17 protein-coding genes are annotated in these 21,736 nt (G+C 63.6%); 5 read left to right on the top strand and 12 right to left on the bottom strand.

What is annotated here, in order from left to right:
* Positions 1-220 precede the first annotated feature (220 nt).
* From nirB to cobA, 4 genes are all read left to right on the top strand, one after another.
* The gene (gene nirB, locus EV691_RS09910; RefSeq protein WP_131303003.1) at positions 221-2,671 is read left to right on the top strand and encodes a nitrite reductase large subunit NirB; all 2,451 of its coding nucleotides are present in this window, start codon (positions 221-223) and stop codon (positions 2,669-2,671) included.
* 99 nt (positions 2,672-2,770) lie between these two features.
* A complete protein-coding gene (gene nirD, locus EV691_RS09915) occupies positions 2,771-3,097 on the top strand; it encodes a nitrite reductase small subunit NirD (RefSeq protein ID WP_090624512.1) in 327 nt (108 codons plus the stop codon).
* A gap of 110 nt (positions 3,098-3,207) precedes the next feature.
* Positions 3,208-5,919 carry a nitrate reductase gene (locus EV691_RS09920; protein WP_131303001.1) on the top strand — a complete coding sequence of 904 codons (2,712 nt, stop codon included), beginning with the start codon at positions 3,208-3,210 and terminating at the stop codon, positions 5,917-5,919.
* 152 nt (positions 5,920-6,071) lie between these two features.
* On the top strand, positions 6,072-6,809 hold the full coding sequence (gene cobA / locus EV691_RS09925) for a uroporphyrinogen-III C-methyltransferase (protein WP_039807847.1): 738 nt from the start codon (positions 6,072-6,074) through the stop codon (positions 6,807-6,809).
* Positions 6,810-6,947: 138 nt separating this feature from the next.
* Here cobA and EV691_RS09930 read toward each other — a convergent pair whose 3' ends face one another.
* The 7 genes from EV691_RS09930 to ppsA form a co-directional block, all read right to left on the bottom strand.
* Positions 6,948-8,003 carry an OmpA family protein gene (locus EV691_RS09930; protein WP_039804506.1) on the bottom strand — a complete coding sequence of 352 codons (1,056 nt, stop codon included), beginning with the start codon at positions 8,001-8,003 and terminating at the stop codon, positions 6,948-6,950.
* 99 nt (positions 8,004-8,102) lie between these two features.
* Positions 8,103-8,693, bottom strand: a complete 591-nt coding sequence (sigX, locus tag EV691_RS09935) for an RNA polymerase sigma factor SigX (RefSeq protein ID WP_039807849.1) — start codon at positions 8,691-8,693, stop codon at positions 8,103-8,105.
* Positions 8,694-8,779: 86 nt separating this feature from the next.
* Positions 8,780-9,604, bottom strand: a complete 825-nt coding sequence (locus EV691_RS09940) for a mechanosensitive ion channel family protein (protein ID WP_131254470.1) — start codon at positions 9,602-9,604, stop codon at positions 8,780-8,782.
* Between the two features lies 1 nt (position 9,605).
* On the bottom strand, positions 9,606-9,851 hold the full coding sequence (locus EV691_RS09945; protein WP_039804510.1) for a hypothetical protein: 246 nt from the start codon (positions 9,849-9,851) through the stop codon (positions 9,606-9,608).
* A gap of 199 nt (positions 9,852-10,050) precedes the next feature.
* On the bottom strand, positions 10,051-10,539 hold the full coding sequence (rraA, locus tag EV691_RS09950; RefSeq protein WP_131302999.1) for a ribonuclease E activity regulator RraA: 489 nt from the start codon (positions 10,537-10,539) through the stop codon (positions 10,051-10,053).
* 92 nt (positions 10,540-10,631) lie between these two features.
* A complete protein-coding gene (locus tag EV691_RS09955; RefSeq protein ID WP_207390303.1) occupies positions 10,632-10,904 on the bottom strand; it encodes a Rieske (2Fe-2S) protein in 273 nt (90 codons plus the stop codon).
* A gap of 196 nt (positions 10,905-11,100) precedes the next feature.
* Positions 11,101-13,476, bottom strand: a complete 2,376-nt coding sequence (gene ppsA, locus EV691_RS09960; RefSeq protein WP_131302997.1) for a phosphoenolpyruvate synthase — start codon at positions 13,474-13,476, stop codon at positions 11,101-11,103.
* Between the two features lie 160 nt (positions 13,477-13,636).
* Between ppsA and ppsR the strand changes: the two genes are divergently transcribed.
* On the top strand, positions 13,637-14,455 hold the full coding sequence (gene ppsR, locus EV691_RS09965; protein ID WP_039804518.1) for a posphoenolpyruvate synthetase regulatory kinase/phosphorylase PpsR: 819 nt from the start codon (positions 13,637-13,639) through the stop codon (positions 14,453-14,455).
* A 253-nt stretch (positions 14,456-14,708) separates the two neighbouring features.
* On the opposite strand, the gene prpF is transcribed toward ppsR, so the two are convergent.
* From prpF to EV691_RS09990, 5 genes are all read right to left on the bottom strand, one after another.
* On the bottom strand, positions 14,709-15,887 hold the full coding sequence (gene prpF / locus EV691_RS09970) for a 2-methylaconitate cis-trans isomerase PrpF (protein WP_131302995.1): 1,179 nt from the start codon (positions 15,885-15,887) through the stop codon (positions 14,709-14,711).
* A gap of 128 nt (positions 15,888-16,015) precedes the next feature.
* Entirely contained in the window at positions 16,016-18,619 is a 2,604-nt protein-coding gene (gene acnD, locus EV691_RS09975) for a Fe/S-dependent 2-methylisocitrate dehydratase AcnD (protein WP_131302993.1), read from the bottom strand.
* 1 nt (position 18,620) lies between these two features.
* The gene (gene prpC, locus EV691_RS09980; protein ID WP_131302991.1) at positions 18,621-19,784 is read right to left on the bottom strand and encodes a bifunctional 2-methylcitrate synthase/citrate synthase; all 1,164 of its coding nucleotides are present in this window, start codon (positions 19,782-19,784) and stop codon (positions 18,621-18,623) included.
* 80 nt (positions 19,785-19,864) lie between these two features.
* Entirely contained in the window at positions 19,865-20,749 is an 885-nt protein-coding gene (gene prpB, locus EV691_RS09985) for a methylisocitrate lyase (RefSeq protein ID WP_039804526.1), read from the bottom strand.
* Positions 20,746-21,468 carry a GntR family transcriptional regulator gene (locus EV691_RS09990; RefSeq protein WP_131303053.1) on the bottom strand — a complete coding sequence of 241 codons (723 nt, stop codon included), beginning with the start codon at positions 21,466-21,468 and terminating at the stop codon, positions 20,746-20,748. Before EV691_RS09990 ends, prpB begins: the two co-directional genes overlap by 4 nt.
* Positions 21,469-21,736: the final 268 nt, after the last annotated feature.

Raw genomic sequence — 21,736 nt, forward strand, 5'->3', positions numbered from 1 at the left:
ACGGATCAACCCAGTCACACACTCGGAAAATCCCTTTCAAACCAGCTATTCACGGAATTGGCACAGCCTCTGCATAAAAAAATCCGACAGATCACATAAACACTGCCTTCAACGTGGAGGGCGGTGTTTCCCGACAGAACGGGAATGGACAAAGGCGTCCTCGCTGGGTAACCGGCGGGACGCCTTTTTTGTTTTCCGCTTTCCGTAACGGAGAAGAGCGATGGAAAAACTCAAGCTGGTGATGATCGGCAACGGCATGGCCGGGGTACGCACCCTGGAAGAACTGCTCAAGCTCGCCCCGGACCTCTACGAGATCACGGTGTTCGGCGCCGAACCGCACCCGAACTACAACCGCATCCTGCTCTCTCCGGTGCTGGCCGGCGAACAGACCTTCGAGGAGATCATCCTCAACGATCTGGACTGGTACCGGGACAACGGCATCGACCTGCGCCTCGGCTGCAAGGTGGTCGACATCGACCGCGAGAATCGCCGGGTGATTGCCGAGGATGGCAGCGTGGCCGAGTACGATCGCCTGCTCGTCGCCACCGGCTCCAGCCCCTTCATCCTGCCGATCCCCGGCAAGGATCTGCAGGGCGTGATCGGCTACCGCGACATCGCCGACACCGAGATGATGATGGAAACCGCCAGGACCCACCGCCACGCGCTGGTGATCGGCGGCGGCCTGCTCGGCCTGGAAGCGGCCAACGGCCTCAAGCTGCGCGGCATGGAGGTGACCGTGGTGCACCTCGGCGACTGGCTGCTCGAGCGCCAGCTCGACAAGACCGCCGGCAAGCTGCTGCAGAGCGCCCTGGAGGCGCGCGGCATCCAGTTCCGTCTGAACACCAACACCGCCGCCCTGCTCGACGACGGCGAGGGCCGGGTCGCCATCGCGCGCTTCAGCGACGGCGAGGAGATTCCCGCCGACCTGGTGGTGATGGCCGCCGGCATCCGTCCCAACGCCGAGCTGGCCGAGCGTGCGGGCCTGGCCTGCAACCGCGGCATCCAGGTCGACGACTGCCTGCAGACCTCCGACCCGGCCATCTACGCCGTCGGCGAATGCGCCAACCACCGCGGCATCGCCTACGGTCTGGTGGCGCCGCTGTTCGAGCAGGCCCGGGTCTGCGCCGACCACCTGGCCCGGCTCGGCAACGCCCGCTACGAGGGCTCGGTGACCTCCACCAAGCTCAAGGTCACCGGCATCGACCTGTTCTCCGCCGGCGACTTCATGGGCACGGAAGGCACCGAGACCATCACCCTCTCCGACCCCATCGGCGGCGTCTACAAGAAGCTGGTGGTCAAGGACGACGTGCTGGTCGGGGCCTGCCTGTACGGCGACACCGCCGACGGCGGCTGGTACTTCCGGCAGATCCGCGAGAGCCACAACGTCGCCGAGATCCGCGACCTCCTGATGTTCGGCGAGAACGCCCTCGGCGATGCCGGCCACCAGGGCCAGGACAAGGCCATGGCGATGAGCGACGAGATGGAGGTCTGCGGCTGCAACGGCGTGTGCAAGGGCTCCATCGTCAAGGCGATCCGGGAAAACGGCCTGCTTTCCGTGGACGAGGTGAAGAAACACACCAAGGCGGCCAGCTCCTGTGGCTCCTGCGCCGGGCTGGTCGAGCAGATCCTGATCAACACCGTCGGCGGCGCCGCAGACGTCAAGCCCAAGAGCGAGAAGCCGGTGTGCGGCTGCACCGACCTCAACCACGGCCAGGTGCGCCAGGCGATCCGCGCGCAGCACCTGACCAGCCTGGGCCAGGCCATGCAGGCCATGGAGTGGCGCACCCCCGATGGCTGCGCCACCTGTCGCCCGGCGCTCAACTACTACCTGATCTCCACCTGGCCGGGCGAGGCCAAGGACGATCCGCAGTCGCGCCTGATCAACGAGCGCGCCCACGCCAACATCCAGAAGGACGGCACCTACTCGGTGGTGCCGCGCATGTGGGGCGGCGTGACCAACCCCTCCGAGCTGCGGCGCATCGCCGACGTGGCCGACAAGTACCAGATCCCCATGGTCAAGGTCACCGGCGGCCAGCGCATCGACCTGCTCGGCGTGAAGAAGGAAGACCTGCCGGGCGTGTGGAAGGACTTGGACATGCCGTCCGGCCACGCCTACGGCAAGTCCATCCGCACCGTGAAGACCTGCGTCGGCAGCGAATTCTGCCGCTTCGGCACCCAGAACTCGACGCAGATGGGCATCGACCTGGAACACGCCCTGTTCGGCATGTGGTCGCCGCACAAGGTCAAGCTGGCGGTCTCCGGCTGCCCGCGCAACTGTGCCGAATCGGGCATCAAGGACGTCGGCATCATCGGCGTGGATTCGGGTTGGGAGCTGTACATCGGCGGCAACGGCGGCATCAAGACCGAGGCCGGCGAGTTCTTCGTCAAGGTCAGGAGCGCCGAGGAGGTCATGGAATACAGCCTGGCCTTCCTCCAGCTCTACCGCGAGGAGGCCTTCTACCTGGAGCGCACCGTGCACTACATGCACCGCGTCGGCCTGGAGCACATCAAGCAGGTGGTGCTGGAGGACGAGGCCCGGCGCAAGGAACTGCACCAGCGCCTGCTGTTCGCCCTGTCCTTCGAGCAGGACCCCTGGCAGCAGCAGATCGAGACGCCGGCGCTGAAGAAGGAATTCGAGCGCATCCCGGTCAGGGAAGTGGAAACCGCCTGACGACCACTGCCCCTCTGCAGGAGCGGACTCACCCACGATGTGGGTCGAGCCGAATCCGCTCCTGCAGCCAACCTCCAACGAATTGAGCGAGGAATACCGATGAACTGGCTGGATATCTGCGCCCTGGAAGAGATCAACGTGCTCGGCGCACGCATCGTCGCCGGGCCCAAGGGCGACATCGCCATCTTCCGCACCGCAGGCGACGAGGTGTTCGCCCTCGACGACCGCTGCCCGCACAAGGGCGGGCCGCTGTCCCAAGGGCTGATCTACGGCAAGCGCGTCGCCTGCCCGCTGCACAACTGGCAGATCGACCTGGCGAGCGGCGAAGCCCTGGAGCCGGACGTGGGCTGCACCCACAAGTACCCGGTCAAGATCGAGGACGGCCGCGTGCTGCTGGCCCTGAAGTCCCTGAAAGACTGCGCCTGACCCCGTAGGGTGGAAAACGCCGCAGGCTTTTCCACCGACGACACCCTTGAACCGCTGGACAAGCACAGCATTGTCCAGCCTACGACCCCGAACGACACGGAGCGACAGCCATGACCCGGCCGACCCAGACCACCGCCTCCACCTGCTGCTATTGCGGCGTCGGCTGCGGCGTGCTGATCGAGCACGACGGCGAGCGCATCAGCGGCGTGCAGGGCGACCCGCAGCACCCGGCCAACTACGGCCGGCTGTGCAGCAAGGGCTCGACCCTGCACCTGACCGGCGACCTCGCCGCCCGCGCGCTCCATCCGGAGCTGCGCCTGGGCAAGGGCCTGGTCCGGGCGCGCACCGACTGGGACAGCGCGCTGGATCATGCCGCCGTGGTATTCGCCGAGACCATCCGCGAGCACGGCCCCGACAGCGTGGCCTTCTACATCTCCGGCCAGTTGCTGACCGAGGACTACTACGCCTTCAACAAGCTGGCCCGCGCCCTGGTCGGCACCAACAACATCGACAGCAACTCGCGGCTGTGCATGTCCTCGGCGGTGGTCGGCTACAAGCGCAGCCTCGGCGCCGACGCTCCGCCCTGCTCCTACGAGGACATCGAGCAGAGCGACTGCCTGCTGATCGCCGGCAGCAACATGGCCTACGCCCACCCGGTGCTGTTCCGCCGCCTGGAAGCGGCCAAGGCCAGCCGCCCGGAGATGAAGATCATCGTGGTCGATCCGCGGCGCACCGACACCTGCGAGCTGGCCGATCTGCACCTGGCGATCCTGCCGGGCACCGACGTGGCGCTGTTCCACGGCATCCTGCACATTCTGCTGTGGGAAGGCTGGATCGACCGCACCTTCATTGACGCCCACACCGAGGGCTTCGACGAACTGAAGAAGCTGGTGCGCGACTACAGCCCGGCGGCGGTGGCCGATATCTGCGGCATCTCCGTGGACAGCCTGCAGAGCTGCGCCGAACTGATCGGCAAGGCGCCATCCTTCCTGTCGCTGTGGTGCATGGGGCTCAACCAGTCCAGCAGCGGCAGCGCCAAGAACAGCGCGCTGATCAACCTGCACCTGGCCACCGGACAGATCGGCAAGCCCGGCGCCGGCCCCTTCTCCCTGACCGGGCAGCCCAACGCCATGGGCGGCCGCGAAACCGGCAGCCTGGCCAACCTGCTGCCCGGCCATCGCGAGGCCGGCAATGCCGAACACCGCGCCGAAGTCGCCGGCTACTGGGGCGTCGACAGCCTGCCGGAGACTACCGGCCTGACCGCCATCGAGCTGTTCGAGGCCGTAAGGGTCGGCAAGGTCAAGGCGCTGTGGATCGCCTGCACCAACCCGGCACAGTCGATGCCCGATCAGCAGAAGATCCACGAAGCCCTCTCCACCTGCCCCTTCGTGGTGGTGCAGGAGGCCTACGCCACCACCGAGACCTGTCGCTACGCCGACCTGCTGCTGCCCGCCTCCGGCTGGGGCGAGAAGGAAGGCAGCGTCACCAATTCCGAGCGGCGCGTCAGCCATGTGCGCCGTGCCGTGCCGGCGCCGGGCGAGGCGCGCACCGACTGGGCGATCACCTGCGATTTCGCCCACCGCCTGGAACGCCACCTGCGCCCCGGCCAGCCGAGCCTGTTCGACTTCGCCAGCCCGGCCGCGCTGTTCGAGGAATACAAGCAGCTCACCGCCGGCCGCGATCTGGACCTGAGCGGCTTGAGCCATGCACTGATCGATGACCTCGGCCCGCAGCAGTGGCCATTCCCGGCCGGTGCCAGCCGTGGTACGCCGCGCCTGTATGCCGACGGGGTATTCCCCACTGCCAGCGGCCGCGCCCGCTTCCAGGCCGATCCGTTCCGCGCGCCGCAGGAAAAACGCGAAGCGCGCTATCCGCTGACCCTCAACACCGGCCGCCTGCGCGATCAGTGGCACGGCATGAGCCGCACCGGTACCGTCGCCCAGTTGTTCGGCCACGCCGAGGAGGCCGCGCTCAGCCTGCACCCGGACGAACTGCGCCGCCGGCGCCTGGCCAGCGGCGATCTGGTCAAGCTGCGCAGCCGCCGCGGCACTCTGATCGTGCCGGTGCAGGCCGACGAGGCCGTGCGCCCCGGCCAGGCTTTCCTGCCGATGCACTGGGGCGACCGCTTCCTCAAGGGCCTGGGCACCAACGTGCTGACCCTGCCGGCTTTCGACCCGCTGTCCAAGCAGCCGGAACTCAAGCATGCCGGAGTCGAGGTGGAGAAGGTCGAGCTGCCCTGGCAGCTGTTCGCCCTGGTCGAGGGCGACGTGCAGCAGCGCTTCGCCAAGCTGCGCCCGCTGCTGGAGGAATTCGCCTATGCCAGCCTGACCCTCACCGGCCGCGAGCGCCCGGCCCTGCTGGTCAAGGCCGCCAGCGCCGCGCCCCCCGATGCCACACTGCTGGCGCAGATCGACACCCTGCTAGGTCTCGACGAAGGCCCGGTGCTGGCCTACGACGATCCGCGGCGCACCGTCGGCAAGCGCGTGCGCATCGAAGATGGGCGCATCCACGCCATCCGCCTGGCCGGCGAAACCGCCGCGCGCGACTGGCTGAAGGCGCTGTGGGAGGAAGGCAAGGCCGACGCCGACCTGCGCCGCTGGCTGCTCGCTCCGCTCAGCACCCCGCCGGGCAACGCCGGGGGCTGCAAGGGCAAGACGGTGTGCAGTTGCATGAACGTCAGCGATACCGCGATCCGCGAAGGCATCAAGCGCGGCCTCGACCTCGACGGCCTCAAGCAGGAACTCAAGTGCGGCACCAGCTGCGGCTCCTGCGTACCGGAAATCAAGCGGCTGCTGGCCCAGCCGGTGAAGGCCCCGGCCTGAGTCGCAATGAAACCGTAGGGTGGGTTAGACCGCAGGTCGTAATCCACCGACCGGCCGCAAGGCCGGCAATCGCGATGCCTGGCGGCATCGTTGGCGGGTTACGCCGCAAGCGGCTAACCCACCCTACACAGGTGATACGAGAGGTGGTGAAGATGAGCGCAAAAGTCTGGCTGATCGGTGCCGGCCCGGGCGACCCGGAACTGCTGACCCTCAAGGCCGTGCGCGCCCTGGGCGAGGCCGAGGTGGTGCTGATCGACGATCTGGTCAATCCGGCGGTGCTCGAGCACTGCCCGCAGGCCCGGGTGATCGGCGTCGGCAAGCGCGGCGGCTGCCGCTCCACGCCCCAGGACTTCATCCACCGCCTGATGCTGCGCTACGCCCGCCAGGGCAAGTGCGTGGCGCGCCTGAAGGGCGGCGACCCTTGCATCTTCGGCCGCGGCAGCGAGGAAGCCGACTGGCTGGCCGGGCACGGCATCGCCACCGAGATCGTCAACGGCATCACCGCCGGGCTGGCCGGCGCCACCCAGTGCGACATCCCGCTGACCCTGCGCGGCGTGGCCCGTGGCGTGACCCTGGTCACCGCCCACACCCAGGACGACAGCAGCCTCAACTGGCCGGCGCTGGCGCAGAGCGGCACCACCCTGGTGGTCTACATGGGCGTGGCCAAACTGGCCGACATCCGTGACGGCCTGCTGGGCGGCGGCATGAGTACCGACATGCCGGTGGCGATGATCGAGAACGCCTCGCTGCCGCAGCAGCGCGAATGCCGCAGCAGCCTCGGCGCCATGCAGCAGGACGCTGCCGCCTTCCGCCTGAAGAGCCCGGCGATTCTGGTGATCGGCGAGGTCGCCGCCGTCGCCCAGCCACAACTCATGGCCCGGACAGCCTGAACGCCTCAAGTCCCCCGATCGAAGCCTGCCGGCCCCCGTTCCGGGGCTCGCTTGAGACCTGAAGCCCAAGGCCCCCTTCATCTCGTAGAAAAAGAAAAACCCGGCAATGCCGGGTTTTTCTTGAAGCGCCTGCCGGAATTACTTGGCTTGGGCTTCCACTTCCGCTTCCACGCGACGGTTGATCGCACGGCCGGACTCGGTAGCGTTGTCGGCCACCGGGCGGGACTCGCCGTAACCGACGGAGTCCACGCGGTTGCCTTCCACACCGTACTCGTTGACCAGCACATCACGCACTGCGTTGGCGCGACGTTCGGACAGCTTCTGGTTGTAGGCGTCCGTACCGACGGAGTCGGTGTGACCTTCCACGGTGGTGCTGGTCTGCGGGTACTGGTTCATGAAGTCAGCCAGGTTCTTGATATCGGCGTAGCTTTCTTCCTTGACTTTCGCCTTGTCGAAGTCGAACTTGACGTCCAGCTCGACGCGAACCACTTCGGCGACAGCGGTGCAACCCTCGGCATCGACGGTGGTGTTGGCGGGGGTGTCCGGGCAGCGGTCGACGTTATCGCAGACGCCATCGTTGTCGACGTCGGCGCAGACTTCGGCTACCGGTTCCGGAGCCGGCTCTTTCTTGCCTGCACTGCCGCCGAAGTTCAGGCCGATACCCACGCCGGCCTGCCATTCGGCCTGGTCGTCGTCGAAGTTGTACATACCGTCCACACCGGCACGGGCATAGAGCATGTCGGTCAAATACCACTTCACACCGGCACCGAGGTTGGCGTAGGTGCTCTGGTTACGCCCACCGCGGGCCTGACCAATGCTCTGATGGGCGAAACCACCGGATACATAGGGGCGCAGGCCAGCGGCCGGCTCGCCGAAGTGGTAGATGGCATCAAGGGAGGTCAGCTCGCCTTTGATATCCTTGTGGCCACCATCGCCTATCGTCTCCTCGGTGGTCACGTCCCTGTAAACGCCATGCGACAGGGCCAACTCCACATCATCGGTCAGAAAGTAGCCAATGGATGCGCCATACAGCTCGGCCTCATCGTTTTCGAAGTCGCGAGAACTTTCATCGCTGAAATAATGCTTGGCAAAAGCCTCCACCTCAACCGCGCCCTGGCCTTGAGCCAGCACGCTGAACGAAGATGCGGCGACCACTGAGCCAATAAAGACGCCCAAGGTGTTTTTCAGTTTCATCCGTATTTCCCCATCGTGGTGTTTGACGGTAAAGACAATCTCGATTTGCTTTCAATTAGAGGACTGAGATCGCTATTCGCTAAGAGGCTAGCTGTCAAGCTAAGGTTCAGCAAGCCCCGAGAATTTTTCCCGCAACCGGTCTAGAGCCCGCTTGTAACGCATTTTAGTGGCACTCAAGCCCATATGCATGATGTCGGCAATTTCCTGGAACTCCAGCTCTGCGACAAAACGAAGCACCAGGATCTCCCGGTCAATAGGATTGACGTGTACCAACCAGCGGTCAAGGCCGCCCCGCTCTTCCAGTTTCGGCGCCTTTTCTTCCGAAGCCTCTTCCAGTGGATCGAGACTCAGGGCATCCATCAGGCGTCGTTTTCTTCGCTCTTTCCGGTATTGGGTAATACATTCGTTGTAGGTGATGCTATAAAGCCAAGTCTTGAATTTCGACTTGCCTTCGAAATGCTTCAAACCGTAGAGAACCTTGAGCATGACCTCCTGACAAACATCATCAGCGTCCCGTTCGTTACCCAAATATCTGGCACAGACATTGAACAGCGTGCGCTGATAGCGCTGCATCAACTCCGCGTAGGCCCGGGTAATGTGGAAAAGCTCGGCATGTGCACGCTCAACCAGCTCCTCGTCGGACAACTCCCTGGGATCGTATCGCGAAGAAAGTGGGTGGTCTGTGTTCAAGACAAGAAAGGCTGGCAGTCGGGTCGCGGCCGCCAAAGCCCAGACCTCTGGTTCAAATTGGCGGCATAGATTAGCAGATCTTCGCCCTAACGACTGCTAACCCGTTCATCCAGCAGAGAGCGGTTGGCCAGCGAAACCAGTTCGCCATGGGTGGTCAGCAGTATCGTCTTGACCGTGCCGATCTCCTCGATCTGCCCCTCGAGGTCACCGATCCGGACCGCCTGCCCTACCCGGTAAAGCTCGCGGACATAGATGCCGGCAATGATCTGACCGGCAATTTCGCGGCTGCCCAGGCCCAATGCCAGGGCAACCGCCACGCCCACGGAGATCAGCACGATGGCCACGACTGTATTGAGCAGATCGGTCTTGATCTCCAGCTGACCGATCGCCACGGAGATGCTGATGATGATCACCAGCCCCTGCACGACGCGCCCGAGCCCGTTGGCATAGTCGAGCCCGACGCCTTCTGCTGCGCCACGCACCAGGCCATTGACCAACTGCGCCAGCAGCAGTCCGGCCAGCAGAATCAGCGCCGCGCCGAAGACCTTAGGCAGATAGAGCGCCAGCACGTCCAGGGTCGCGGAAACTCGCGCCAGACCGAGGGATTCGGCAGCCGAAACCATGAATACGAGGAGCACGAACCAATAGACGATTCTGCCGATCAGGGTCGAAACCGGCACCTGAATGCCGATCCGGACCAGCAGCCGGGTCAGTCCGGTACCCGACATAAGACGATCCAGCCCCACCTTTGCCAGCAACTTGGACAGCAGCGTATCGAGCAGCTTGGCCACGACGAAGCCGAGCAGCACCACGATCAGAGCAACGAACAGATTGGGAATGAAGCTGGCTACCTTAGTCCAAAGCGCTTTCATTACAACAACCAGGCTTTGAGTCCAGGGGTCGAGTTCCATTTCAGTCAGCCTTATCTGCGGAAGAATCGAGAGTGCCACGACGAGAGACAGGCATGATATGAGGCGATCCGTTGTTCAGCCCGATCATCAGCGCCTCGAACCAATGCCCTAGGAGGGCGAACAGATCGCCCGCACCTGCCTGGCGGTTGGCCGTTTTCAGGACACGCCCCAATGCTGCATTGTCATCATGGGTGAGCGCCGAAGACTGGAGCAGGTCGCGTAAGGACTCTTCGAATGGATCGTGCATGCGCACCTCTCTGGATGTAACGCCTAGACGAGGTCGCTTACCAGCAGGTCACATTCGAGCCCAACCAAACGTCGAACGATCCACATCGCCGAGCCGCTCATGGACAATCAGCCGCGAGGAAAACGAGCGGCCTGCCTGCCCCCTTGCGCAGGGTTGGACCTAACCCGGCCAAGGGGTTGCGGCAGGCTCGGGACAGCGATTACTCGGGCATTTTCAGAGGCTCGGGGGAGATGATGATACCGTTGTTGTCGGCATACAGGTACTCGCCCGGCCGGAAGGTGACGCCACCGAAGGTCACCGGAATGTTCAGGTCGCCGATGCCGCGCTTGTCGGTTTTCATCGGATGGGTAGCCAAGGCCTGGACGCCGAGGTCGGTCTGGGCAATCACATCCACATCGCGGATGCAACCGTAGACGACCAGTCCTTCCCAGCCGTTGCGAGCGGCCTTTTCAGCAAGCATGTCGCCCAGCAGGGCGCGACGCAGCGAACCGCCACCATCCACCACGAGCACCTTGCCCTTGCCATCAACATCGACCTGGTCCTTGACCAGCGAGTTGTCCTCGAAGCACTTGATGGTGACGATTTCGCCGCCGAAGGAATCACGACCACCGAAGTTGTTGAACATCGGCTCGACCACCTGTACCAGTTCTGGATAGGCGTCGCACAGATCGGGGGTGACATATTGCATGGCAAAATTCCTCTGGAAAATTACAACAGGGTAGATGAGCGCCTCCTGGCCGTTGCCGGAAAGCCCGAAGATCGATACCGATGCGATCTCCATCATGACAGAGCCTGAACAAGGTCAATCCCGGGCAGTTTCCATTCAGAGCCCGACCGCAGGACAGATCGAACTCGATGCCGTGCCGACGACAACGCAACATCCACCCGCTCTGGTTTTTCATCCTGCAGTTCCGCCCCCTGATATGGGCATCGGTTTTCCAGCAGCACAGCATTATTGTCGACAATCAACAGTAAAAGGTTGCGCCCCGCGATCCGGAAGGTTCGCCGATATCCCTCATGCAGATGCAGCAACCGCTCGAGTGCGACAAACATGGCGCTTCCATCGACAAGGAGATGTCCGCGCCGGATCAGCCCGCACATCTTAGCGACGGACCTGCGTGGGTGAAATGCCGAATCGGACGGAAAAAGGCGCAGATAGGGAGCGACCTACGTCGAATATACAAATTCGCAAGCAAAAAAAGGGTGGGAACCGGCCCACCCCTCTTTCGCTCATCGGGACAACCTGGAATCAGTGGGCCAGCTGTCCCTCGGCCAGGAAGAACCAGGTATCGAGCACCGAGTCCGGATTCAGCGAAATGCTGTCGATCCCCTGCTCCATCAGCCACTTGGCCAGATCCGGATGATCCGACGGACCCTGGCCGCAGATGCCGATGTACTTGCCGGCCTTGTTGCAGGCCTGAATGGCGCTGGACAGCAACTTCTTCACGGCAGCGTTCCGCTCATCGAACAGGTGGGCAACGATACCCGAGTCGCGGTCCAGGCCCAGGGTCAGCTGGGTCAGGTCGTTGGAGCCGATGGAAAAGCCATCGAAGTACTCGAGAAACTCCTCGGCCAGCAGCGCGTTGGAAGGCAACTCGCACATCATGATCACGCGCAGGCCATTCTCTCCACGCTTGAGGTCATGGCTGCCGAGCAGGTCGATGACCTGACTGGCCTCACCCGGCGTGCGCACGAAGGGGATCATGATCTCGACGTTGCTCAGTCCCATCTCGTTGCGCACCTTCTTGATCGCCCGGCACTCCAGCTCGAAGCAGTCGCGGAAAGATTCGCTGATATAGCGCGAGGCGCCGCGGAAGCCGAGCATCGGGTTCTCTTCCTCCGGCTCGTAGAGCTTGCCGCCGATCAGGTTGGCATACTCGTTGGACTTGAAGTCGGACATGCGCACGATGACCTTCTTCGGCCAGAAGGCGGCGGCCAGGGTGCTGATGCCCTCGACCAGCTTCTCGACGTAGAAGCCGACCGGATCGTCATAGCCGGCGATGCGCTTCTCGACGCTGGCCTTGATTTCCGGCGGCAGGCTGGCGAAGTTCAGCAGCGCCTTGGGGTGCACACCGATCATGCGGTTGATGATGAACTCCAGGCGGGCCAGGCCTACGCCCTCGTTCGGCAACTGGGCGAAATCGAAGGCCCGGTCCGGGTTGCCGACGTTCATCATGATCTTGAACGGCAGCTGCGGCATGGCATCGATGGAGTTCTTGCGGATATCGAAGCCCAGTTCGCCCTTGAAGATGTAACCGGTATCGCCTTCGGCACAGGAGACGGTCACGCCCTGGCCATCCTGCAGTACGCTGGTGGCGTTGCCGCAGCCTACGACCGCCGGGATGCCCAGCTCGCGGGCGATGATCGCCGCATGGCAGGTACGCCCGCCCCGGTTGGTGACGATGGCGCTGGCGCGCTTCATGATCGGCTCCCAGTCCGGGTCGGTCATGTCGGAAACCAGTACATCGCCCGGTTGGACCTTGTCCATTTCGGCGATATCGTGGATCACCTTGACCGGGCCGGCCCCGATCCGCTGACCGATGGCACGCCCCTCGACCAGGATAGTGCCCGTTTCCTTCAGCAGGTAGCGCTCCATCACGGTGGCGCTGGCGCGACTTTTCACGGTTTCCGGACGTGCCTGGACGACATAGAGCTTGCCATCGTCGCCGTCCTTGGCCCATTCGATGTCCATCGGCCGCCCGTAGTGCTTCTCGATGATCAGCGCCTGCTTGGCCAACTCGGTGACCTCGGCGTCGCTGATGCAGAAGCGGGTACGATCCTCACCGCTCACTTCGACGGTCTTCACCGACTTGCCGGCCTTGGCTTCCTCGCCGTAGACCATCTTGATCGCCTTGCTGCCCAGGTTGCGGCGCAGGATGGCAGGGCGGCCGGCCTCGAGGGTCGGCTTGTGCACATAGAATTCATCGGGGTTCACCGCCCCCTGCACCACCGTCTCACCGAGACCATAGGCACCGGTGATGAACACCACGTCACGGAAACCGGACTCGGTGTCCAGGGTGAACATCACGCCGGCAGTGCCGGTTTCCGAACGCACCATGCGCTGCACGCCGGCAGACAGGGCAACCAGCCTGTGATCGAAGCCCTGGTGTACCCGATAGGCAATGGCACGGTCGTTGAAGAGGGAGGCGAAGACCTCCTTCGCCGCGCGGATCACGTTGTCCACACCGCGGATGTTGAGGAAGGTTTCCTGCTGGCCGGCGAAGGAGGCGTCGGGCAGGTCCTCTGCCGTGGCGGAGGAGCGCACGGCCACGGCCAGATGCTCGTTGCCGCCAGCCATTTCAGCAAAGGCCCTGCGAATATCGGTATCAAGCTGCGCGGGCAGCTCGGCCTCCATCACCCATTGGCGAATCTGTGCACCGGTCTTCGCCAGCGCATTCACGTCATCCACATCCAGTGCGTCGAGCGCTGCATGGATACGCTCGTTCAGACCGCTTTGCTCGAGGAAGTCACGGTAGGCCTGGGCGGTAGTGGCAAAGCCCCCGGGAACGGATACGCCGGCGCCGGACAGGTTGCTGATCATTTCGCCCAGGGATGCGTTTTTGCCCCCTACTCGCTCCACATCGTGGACGCCGAGCTTGTCAAGGGAAACTACGTACTCTACCAAGATGAATTCTCCACTAGGGATGGGAAGCTCAGGCGGGACCTTCTCCGCGCGATTCTGGCTTGACCCATGAAAATAAGTGACAATGCCGGGCAAGGATACCCGGCAATGCCGGGACTTAGCATAGCCTAACTGTCGTCATGTTCTTAAGGCCAAGGGTGCAATGAAACGAACCGCTTTCTTCATCTCCGACGGCACGGGTATCACTGCGGAAACCCTTGGCCAGAGCCTGCTGGCGCAATTCGAAAACATTTCCTTCACCAAACTCACGCGCCCCTACATCGACACGGCGGAAAAAGCGCGCGGCATGGTGCAGCAGATCAATTCTGCGGCGGAAAAGGATGGTGCCCGGCCGATCATTTTCGACACCGTCGTCAATCAAGAGATCCGTGACATTCTGGCCAAATCCAACGGATTCATGATTGATATCTTTTCGACCTTTCTTTCACCACTGGAACACGAACTGGCTTCCCACTCTTCCTACTCCGTGGGCAAATCGCACTCCATCAGTCACAACGCCCACTACATGGAGCGCATCGAGGCGGTGAACTTCGCCCTCGACAACGACGACGGCGCTCGCACCCACTACTACGACAAGGCCGACCTGATCCTGCTGGGCGTCTCCCGCAGCGGCAAGACCCCAACCTGCCTTTACATGGCCATGCAGTATGGCATCCGCGCCGCCAATTACCCACTCACGGAAGAAGACATGGAGCGCCTGCAGCTGCCGGCGGCTCTCAAACCCTATCGGGACAAGCTGTTCGGCCTGACCATCGACAGCGAGCGCCTGGCCGCCATCCGCCACGAGCGCAAGCCGAACAGCCGCTATTCCAGCTTCGCCCAGTGCGAGTTCGAGGTGCGCGAAGTGGAGCAAATGCTGCGTCGCGAAAACATTCCCTATATCAATTCCACCCATTTCTCGGTGGAAGAGATCTCGGCCAAGATCCTTGTCGAAAAGGGTGTGGAACGGCGACTGAAATAAACAGCCGCCTCTCGAAACTGGATGTGCAAACCCGAAAAAACCGGGGCTCTCCAACCCCGGACTTTTCGTGTCGCTTGCCGCTCGAACGCCGCAGACCGAATCACAAGCGGATCGACGAAACGTTTGAGCGAGGCGCCTCCCGGGTGGGTTGACTGCGCCGCAGCGGGGCTTCCGCAACGTCCTGTCCAGCCATGCCAGGCGTTCTGGAAGGCGCATCACGCCACGGGTGGCACTCTCCAGCCGGTAGTTCACCTCAGAATGCATTCCCAGGCACACGCACCCAGCCTTCCATCAACACACGGGCGCTGCGGCTCATGACCGCCTTGGTGGCGGTCCACTCGCCGTTGACTTCTGCCGCCGCCGCGCCGACGCGCAGGGTGCCGGACGGATGGCCGAAGGTCACCGCTTCACGCTGGCCACCACCGGCCGCCAGGTTGACCAAGGTGCCCGGCACCGCAGCGGCGGTGGCGATGGCCACTGAGGCGGTGCCCATCATGGCGTGGTGCAGCTTGCCCATCGACAGCGCGCGCACGCAGACGTCGATATCGCTGGCCGCCACCTGCTTGCCGCTGGAAGCCACGTAGTCGGTAGCCGGGGCGACGAAGGCGATCTTCGGCGTGTGCTGACGGGCGACCGCTTCGGAGATATCCGCAATCAGGCCCATCTTCACCGCGCCGTAGGCACGCATGGTCTCAAAACGCGCCAGCGCCTCGGCATCCGAGTTGATGTCCTTCTGCAGCTCGGTACCGGTGTAACCGATATCGGCGGCATTGAGGAAGATGGTCGGAATGCCGGAGTTGATCATGGTGGCCTTGAAGGTACCGATGCCCGGCACTTCCAGCTCATCGACCACGTTGCCGGTGGGGAACATCGAGCCTTCGCCGTCGGCCGGATCCATGAACTCGATGACCACCTCGGCGGCCGGGAAGGTCACGCCGTCCAGCTCGAAATCGCCGGTTTCCTGCACTTCACCGTTGGTGATCGGCACATGGGCGATAATGGTCTTGCTGATGTTCTTCTGCCAGATACGCACGGTGCAGATGCCGTTCTGCGGAATGCGTGCCGGATCAACCAAACCACCAGCAATGGCAAAGGCACCGACCGCAGCGGTCAGGTTGCCGCAGTTGCCCGACCAGTCTACGAATGCCTTGTTGATCGCCACCTGACCGAACAGGTAATCGACATCGTGATCCGGCTGCTCGCTCCTGGCGACGATCACGGTCTTGGAGGTACTGGAAGTCGCACCACCCATGCCGTCGATCTGCTGGCCGTACGGATCGGGGCTGCCGATCACGCGCAGCAGCAGCTTGTCACGCGCCTCGCCCGGCACCTGGCAGGCTTGTGGCAGATCCTGCAGACGGAAGAACACACCCTTGCTGGTGCCGCCACGAATATAGGTGGCCGGAACACGGATCTGGGGTACATGAGCCATGGAAATCTTGTCCTCATGAGACTGTGCTGCCGGCTGGCAGCACAGGAATGGGAATGCGTGGGCCTGCCAGAGCCGGCCAGCCACCCCGCTGCCGATGGCAGCAAGGCGGGGACCGGACGGCAAGCCGGTCAGGCCTGGCCGAGGAAGTCCTTGGCGAAGCGCTGCAGCACGCCACCGGCCGCGTAGACCGAGACCTCTTCGGCGGTGTCCAGACGGCAGGTGACCGGCACTTCGACGGTTTCGCCGTTCTTGCGCTGGATGACCAGGGTCAGGTCGCAGCGCGGCGAGATATCGCCCTTCACGTCGAAGGTTTCGGTGCCGTCGATGCCCAGGGTCCTGCGGTTGACGCCGGCCTTGAACTCCAGCGGCAGCACGCCCATGCCGACCAGGTTGGTACGGTGGATGCGCTCGAAGCCTTCGGCGGCGATAGCCTCGACACCGGCCAGACGCACGCCCTTGGCCGCCCAGTCACGCGAGGAGCCCTGACCGTAGTCGGCACCGGCGATGATGATCAGCGGCTGCTTGCGCTCCATGTAGGTTTCGATGGCTTCCCACATGCGCATGACCTTGCCATCCGGCTCGACGCGCGCTAGCGAACCCTTCTTCACCTGGCCATCGACCACGGCCATTTCGTTGACCAACTGCGGGTTGGCAAAGGTGGCGCGCTGGGCGGTCAGATGGTCGCCACGGTGGGTGGCGTAGGAGTTGAAGTCCTCCTCCGGCAGGCCCATCCTGGCCAGGTACTCGCCAGCGGCGCTGTCGAGCAGGATGGCGTTGGACGGCGACAGGTGGTCGGTGGTGATGTTGTCCGGCAGCACCGCCAGCGGACGCATGCCCTTGAGGGTACGCTCGCCGGCCAGCGCGCCTTCCCAGTACGGCGGACGGCGGATGTAGGTGGACATCGGACGCCAGTCGTACAGCGGGCTCTTGGCTTCTTCCACCGCGCCCAGGTCGAACATCGGGATGTAGACCTGCTTGAACTGCTCCGGCTTGACGCAGGAGGCGACGATGGCGTCGATTTCCTCGTCGCTCGGCCACAGGTCCTTCAGGGTGATCGGGTTGCCGTTCTTGTCGGTACCCAGTACATCCTTCTCGATGTCGAAGCGCACGGTGCCGGCGATGGCGTAGGCGACCACCAGCGGCGGCGAGGCGAGGAAGGCCTGCTTGGCGTACGGGTGGATACGGCCGTCGAAGTTGCGGTTGCCGGACAGTACGGCAGTGGCGTACAGGTCGCGATCGATGATTTCCTGCTGGATCTGCGGATCCAGCGCACCGGACATGCCGTTGCAGGTGGTGCAGGCGTAGGCGACGATGCCGAAGCCGAGCTTTTCCAGCTCCGGCAGCAGACCGGCTTCTTCCAGATACAGCCTGGCGACCTTGGAGCCCGGTGCGAACGAGCTCTTCACCCACGGCTTGCGCACCAGACCCAGCTCGTTGGCCTTCTTGGCCAGCAGGCCGGCGGCGACCACGTTGCGCGGGTTGGAGGTGTTGGTGCAGCTGGTGATGGCGGCGATGATCACCGCGCCATCCGGCAGCAGGCCTTCGGCCTCTTCGGCCCGGGCAGCTTCCAGCTTGGCCTCGTCGGCAATGCCGCGCTCGTGCAGGGCGGAGGTCGGCAGGCGACGGTGCGGGTTGGACGGGCCGGCCATGTTGCGCACGACGGTGGACAGATCGAACTCGAGCACGCGCTCGTATTCGGCCTCGACCAGCGCGTCGGCCCACAGGCCGGTGGTCTTGGCGTAGTTTTCGACCAGGGCCACCTGCTCCGGCTCGCGACCGGTCAGCTTGAGGTAGTCGATGGTCTGCTGGTCGATGTAGAACATCGCCGCGGTGGCGCCGTATTCCGGGCACATGTTGGAGATGGTCGCGCGGTCGCCGATGCTCAGGCTGGCAGCGCCGTCGCCGAAGAACTCGACGTAGGCACCCACCACGCGCTCCTTGCGCAGGAACTCGGTCAGCGCCAGCACGATGTCGGTGCAGGTGATGCCGGGCTGATGCTTGCCGGTCAGCTTGACGCCGACGATGTCGGGCAGGCGCATCATCGAAGCACGGCCGAGCATCACGGTTTCGGCTTCCAGACCGCCGACGCCGATGGCGATCACGCCGAGGGCGTCGACGTGCGGAGTGTGGCTGTCGGTACCCACGCAGGTATCCGGGAAGGCCACGCCGCCACGGGCCTGGATCACCGGAGACATCTTCTCCAGGTTGATCTGGTGCATGATGCCGTTGCCGGCCGGGATCACGTCGACGTTCTTGAAGGCCGTCTTGGTCCACTCGATGAAGTGGAAACGGTCTTCGTTGCGACGGTCTTCCACGGCGCGGTTCTTCTCGAAGGCGTCCGGATCGAACCCCGCGTACTCAACCGCCAGCGAGTGATCGACGATCAGCTGGGTCGGCACCACCGGGTTGACCTTGGCCGGGTCGCCGCCCTGTTCGGCAATCGCATCGCGCAGGCCGGCCAGGTCGACCAGCGCGGTCTGACCGAGGATGTCATGGCAGACCACACGGGCCGGGTACCACGGGAAGTCCAGGTCACGCTTGCGCTCGATGATCTGCTTCAGCGAGTCGGTCAGCATGGTCGGATCGCAGCGGCGAACCAGCTGTTCCGCCAGCACGCGGGAGGTGTACGGCAGCTTGTCATAGGCACCCGGCTGGATGGCTTCGACCGCCGCGCGGGTGTCGAAGTAGTCCAGCTGGGTACCGGGCAGGCTCTTGCGATATTGGGTGTTCATCTTACTTGCGCTCCTTGAGCGGAACGAACTTAAGGTCTTCCGGCCCGACGTAGTTGGCGCTCGGGCGAATGATCTTGCCGTCGATGCGCTGCTCGATGGCGTGGGCGGCCCAGCCGGAGGTACGGGCGATCACGAACACCGGGGTGAACATGGCGGTGGGGACGCCCATCATGTGGTAGCTGACGGCGCTGAACCAATCCAGGTTGGGGAACATCTTCTTGATTTCCCACATCACGCTCTCGAGGCGCTCGGCAATGTCATACATCTTGGTGTTGCTCTGCTTGACACTGAGCTCGCGGGCAACTTCCTTGATCACCTTGTTGCGCGGGTCGGCAACGGTATAGACCGGGTGGCCGAAGCCGATCACGACTTCCTTGCGCTCGACACGGGCACGGATGTCGGCCTCGGCCTCGTCCGGGTTGTCGTAGCGCTTCTGGATCTCGAAGGCCACCTCGTTGGCGCCACCATGCTTCGGCCCGCGCAGCGCGCCGATGGCGCCGGTGATGCAGGAGAACATGTCGGAACCGGTGCCGGAGATCACCCGGGAGGTGAAGGTGGACGCGTTGAACTCATGCTCGGCGTAGAGGATCAGCGAGGTGTGCATGGCGCGCACCCAGGAGTCGCTCGGCTTCTTGCCGTGCAGCAGGTGCAGGAAGTGGCCGCCGATGGTGTCGTCATCGGTTTCCACCTCGATGCGCTTGCCGTTGTGGCTGAAGTGGTACCAGTACAGCAGCATGGAGCCCATGGAGGCCATCAGCTTGTCGGCGATGTCGCGGGCACCCGGGTGGTTGTGGTCGTCCTTCTCGGGCGACAGGCAGCCCAGCACGGACACGCCGGTGCGCATCACGTCCATCGGGTGGGCGGAGGGCGGCAGTTGCTCGAGGGCGGCCTTCACGCCGGCCGGCAGGCCACGCAGGGACTTGAGCTTGGCCTTGTAGCCAGTCAGCTCGGCGACGTTGGGCAGCTTGCCATGTACTAGCAGGTGGGCGATTTCCTCGAACTCGCAGGTGGTGGCGAAGTCGAGAATGTCATAGCCGCGGTAATGCAGGTCATTGCCAGTGCGACCCACGGTGCACAGGGCAGTATTGCCGGCGGCGGTGCCACTCAGGGCCACTGACTTCTTCGGCTTGAAGCCCACAGTGGTGGTTTCTGCGATAGCGCTCATCGCTCGTTTCTCCTCATCCGGTTGGATATTTCTCTTGTTTTCCCCAGAGCCGACCTGCACAGGCCGGCCCGGGTGCCGGGTCACTTCTTGGCTGCGAACAGCGCGTCGAGGTGCTGCTCGAACGCGTGGTAATTGATGCGCTCGTAGAGCTCCATACGGGTCTGCATGGTGTCGATCACGTTCTTCTGGGTGCCGTCGCGGCGCAGCGCGGTATAGACGTTCTCGGCCGCCTTGTTCATGGCGCGGAATGCCGACAGCGGATAGAGCACCAGGGACACGTCGACGCTGGCCAGCTCTTCGGTGGTGTACAGCGGCGTGGCGCCGAACTCGGTGATGTTGGCCAGGATCGGTGCCTTCACCCGGTCGGCGAAGGTCTTGTACATCGCCAGCTCGGTGATCGCCTCCGGGAAGATCATGTCGGCACCGGCCTCGATGCAGGCGGCAGCGCGATCCAGCGCGGAGTTCAGACCCTCGACCGCCAGCGCGTCGGTACGCGCCATGATCACGAAGCTGTCATCGGTACGGGCGTCGACGGCGGCCTTGATCCGGTCGACCATCTCCTGCTGGGAAACGATTTCCTTGTTCGGCCGGTGGCCGCAGCGCTTGGCGCCGACCTGGTCCTCGATATGGATGGCGGCCGCGCCGAACTTGATCATCGACTTGACGGTACGGGCGACGTTGAAGGCCGAGGAGCCGAAGCCGGTATCGACGTCCACCAGCAGCGGCAGATCGCACACGTCGGTGATGCGGCGCACATCGGTCAGTACGTCGTCCAGACCGGTGATGCCCAGGTCCGGCAGGCCCAGGGAACCGGCCGCCACTCCGCCACCCGACAGATAGATGGCCTTGAAACCGGCGCGCTTGGCCAGCAGCGCATGGTTGGCATTGATGGCACCAACCACCTGCAGCGGGTGTTCGCTGGCGACGGCATCGCGGAAGCGTTGTCCGGCAGACGTCTGAGTCATGACTTACCCCTTTTATTGGCTGTATTGACCTGAGCGTCCTCATAGTGACGCTCCATGTTGCGTCGGGATGCGGCGATGTGCCGGCGCATCAGCAGCTCGGCCAGCTCGCCGTCGTGATCGGCGATGGCATCGAGAATCCGGTGATGTTCGTTGAAGGCCTGGCGCGGCCGGTTGGGCGTGGAGGAGAACTGGATGCGGTACATGCGCACCAGCTGGTACATCTCCCCGCAGAGCATGCGCACCAGCGTCTGGTTGCCGCTGCCATGGATGATCCGGTAGTGGAAGTCGAAATCGCCTTCCTGCTGGTAATAGCCGACTCCGGCCTGGAAGGCCGCATCCCGCTCGTGGGTCTCCAGCACCCGGCGTAGTTCGTCGATACCCGTCTGAGTCATGCGCTCGGCCGCCAGCCGGCAGGCCATTCCTTCGAGGGACTCGCGGATTTCGTAAAGCTCGATCAGCTCCTGATGGCTGAGCGAAACCACCCTGGCCCCCACATGGGGCACCCGCACCAGCAGCTTCTGCCCCTCCAGGCGATGGATGGCTTCGCGCAGGGGACCACGGCTAATGCCGTAGGTACGGGCCAGCTCGGGCTCGGAGATCTTGCTGCCCGGAGCGATCTCGCCCTTGACGATCGACGCCTGGATGCGCCGGAAGACATGTTCGGAGAGTGTCTCGGAGTCACTTGGGACAGCTTGGGATGAATAGGAGGCATCCGGCATATTGTCGACAATCAGTATTTTTGATGCACGAAAAATAGGCCAGCAAAGCCAATACGTCAAACGAATCCTCATGATTGTCGACAATAGTCGAAGACGTGCGCTGCACCGCACCTTTTCCAAGAACCGGACCACGAGCCTGCCGATGCGGGAAACCCGTGCTAGAATGCGCGCCGCGCGCGGCTGGCGGCCTTGTCCATGACCGCATACCGCCCAGGCAATAGGATCGTCCGCCAAGCCGTTGCCTGAACTGTCGATCGCTTCCATCTAC

This window comes from Azotobacter chroococcum (genome assembly GCF_004339665.1).
GTDB classification, from domain to species: Bacteria; Pseudomonadota; Gammaproteobacteria; order Pseudomonadales; family Pseudomonadaceae; genus Azotobacter; species Azotobacter chroococcum.

What these genes read in the sequence shown, in the direction of transcription:
- prpB (WP_039804526.1), bottom strand. Translation starts at nt 20,749, where the DNA reads ATGACTCAGACGTCTGCCGGACAACGCTTCCGCGATGCCGTCGCCAGC.
- EV691_RS09940 (WP_131254470.1), bottom strand. Translation starts at nt 9,604, where the DNA reads ATGGAACTCGACCCCTGGACTCAAAGCCTGGTTGTTGTAATGAAAGCG.
- rraA (WP_131302999.1), bottom strand. Translation starts at nt 10,539, where the DNA reads ATGCAATATGTCACCCCCGATCTGTGCGACGCCTATCCAGAACTGGTA.
- EV691_RS09945 (WP_039804510.1), bottom strand. Translation starts at nt 9,851, where the DNA reads ATGCACGATCCATTCGAAGAGTCCTTACGCGACCTGCTCCAGTCTTCG.
- EV691_RS09920 (WP_131303001.1), top strand. Translation starts at nt 3,208, where the DNA reads ATGACCCGGCCGACCCAGACCACCGCCTCCACCTGCTGCTATTGCGGC.
- nirD (WP_090624512.1), top strand. Translation starts at nt 2,771, where the DNA reads ATGAACTGGCTGGATATCTGCGCCCTGGAAGAGATCAACGTGCTCGGC.
- prpC (WP_131302991.1), bottom strand. Translation starts at nt 19,784, where the DNA reads ATGAGCGCTATCGCAGAAACCACCACTGTGGGCTTCAAGCCGAAGAAG.
- EV691_RS09990 (WP_131303053.1), bottom strand. Translation starts at nt 21,468, where the DNA reads ATGCCGGATGCCTCCTATTCATCCCAAGCTGTCCCAAGTGACTCCGAG.
- EV691_RS09930 (WP_039804506.1), bottom strand. Translation starts at nt 8,003, where the DNA reads ATGAAACTGAAAAACACCTTGGGCGTCTTTATTGGCTCAGTGGTCGCC.
- EV691_RS09955 (WP_207390303.1), bottom strand. Translation starts at nt 10,904, where the DNA reads ATGTTTGTCGCACTCGAGCGGTTGCTGCATCTGCATGAGGGATATCGG.
- ppsR (WP_039804518.1), top strand. Translation starts at nt 13,637, where the DNA reads ATGAAACGAACCGCTTTCTTCATCTCCGACGGCACGGGTATCACTGCG.
- prpF (WP_131302995.1), bottom strand. Translation starts at nt 15,887, where the DNA reads ATGGCTCATGTACCCCAGATCCGTGTTCCGGCCACCTATATTCGTGGC.
- nirB (WP_131303003.1), top strand. Translation starts at nt 221, where the DNA reads ATGGAAAAACTCAAGCTGGTGATGATCGGCAACGGCATGGCCGGGGTA.
- cobA (WP_039807847.1), top strand. Translation starts at nt 6,072, where the DNA reads ATGAGCGCAAAAGTCTGGCTGATCGGTGCCGGCCCGGGCGACCCGGAA.
- acnD (WP_131302993.1), bottom strand. Translation starts at nt 18,619, where the DNA reads ATGAACACCCAATATCGCAAGAGCCTGCCCGGTACCCAGCTGGACTAC.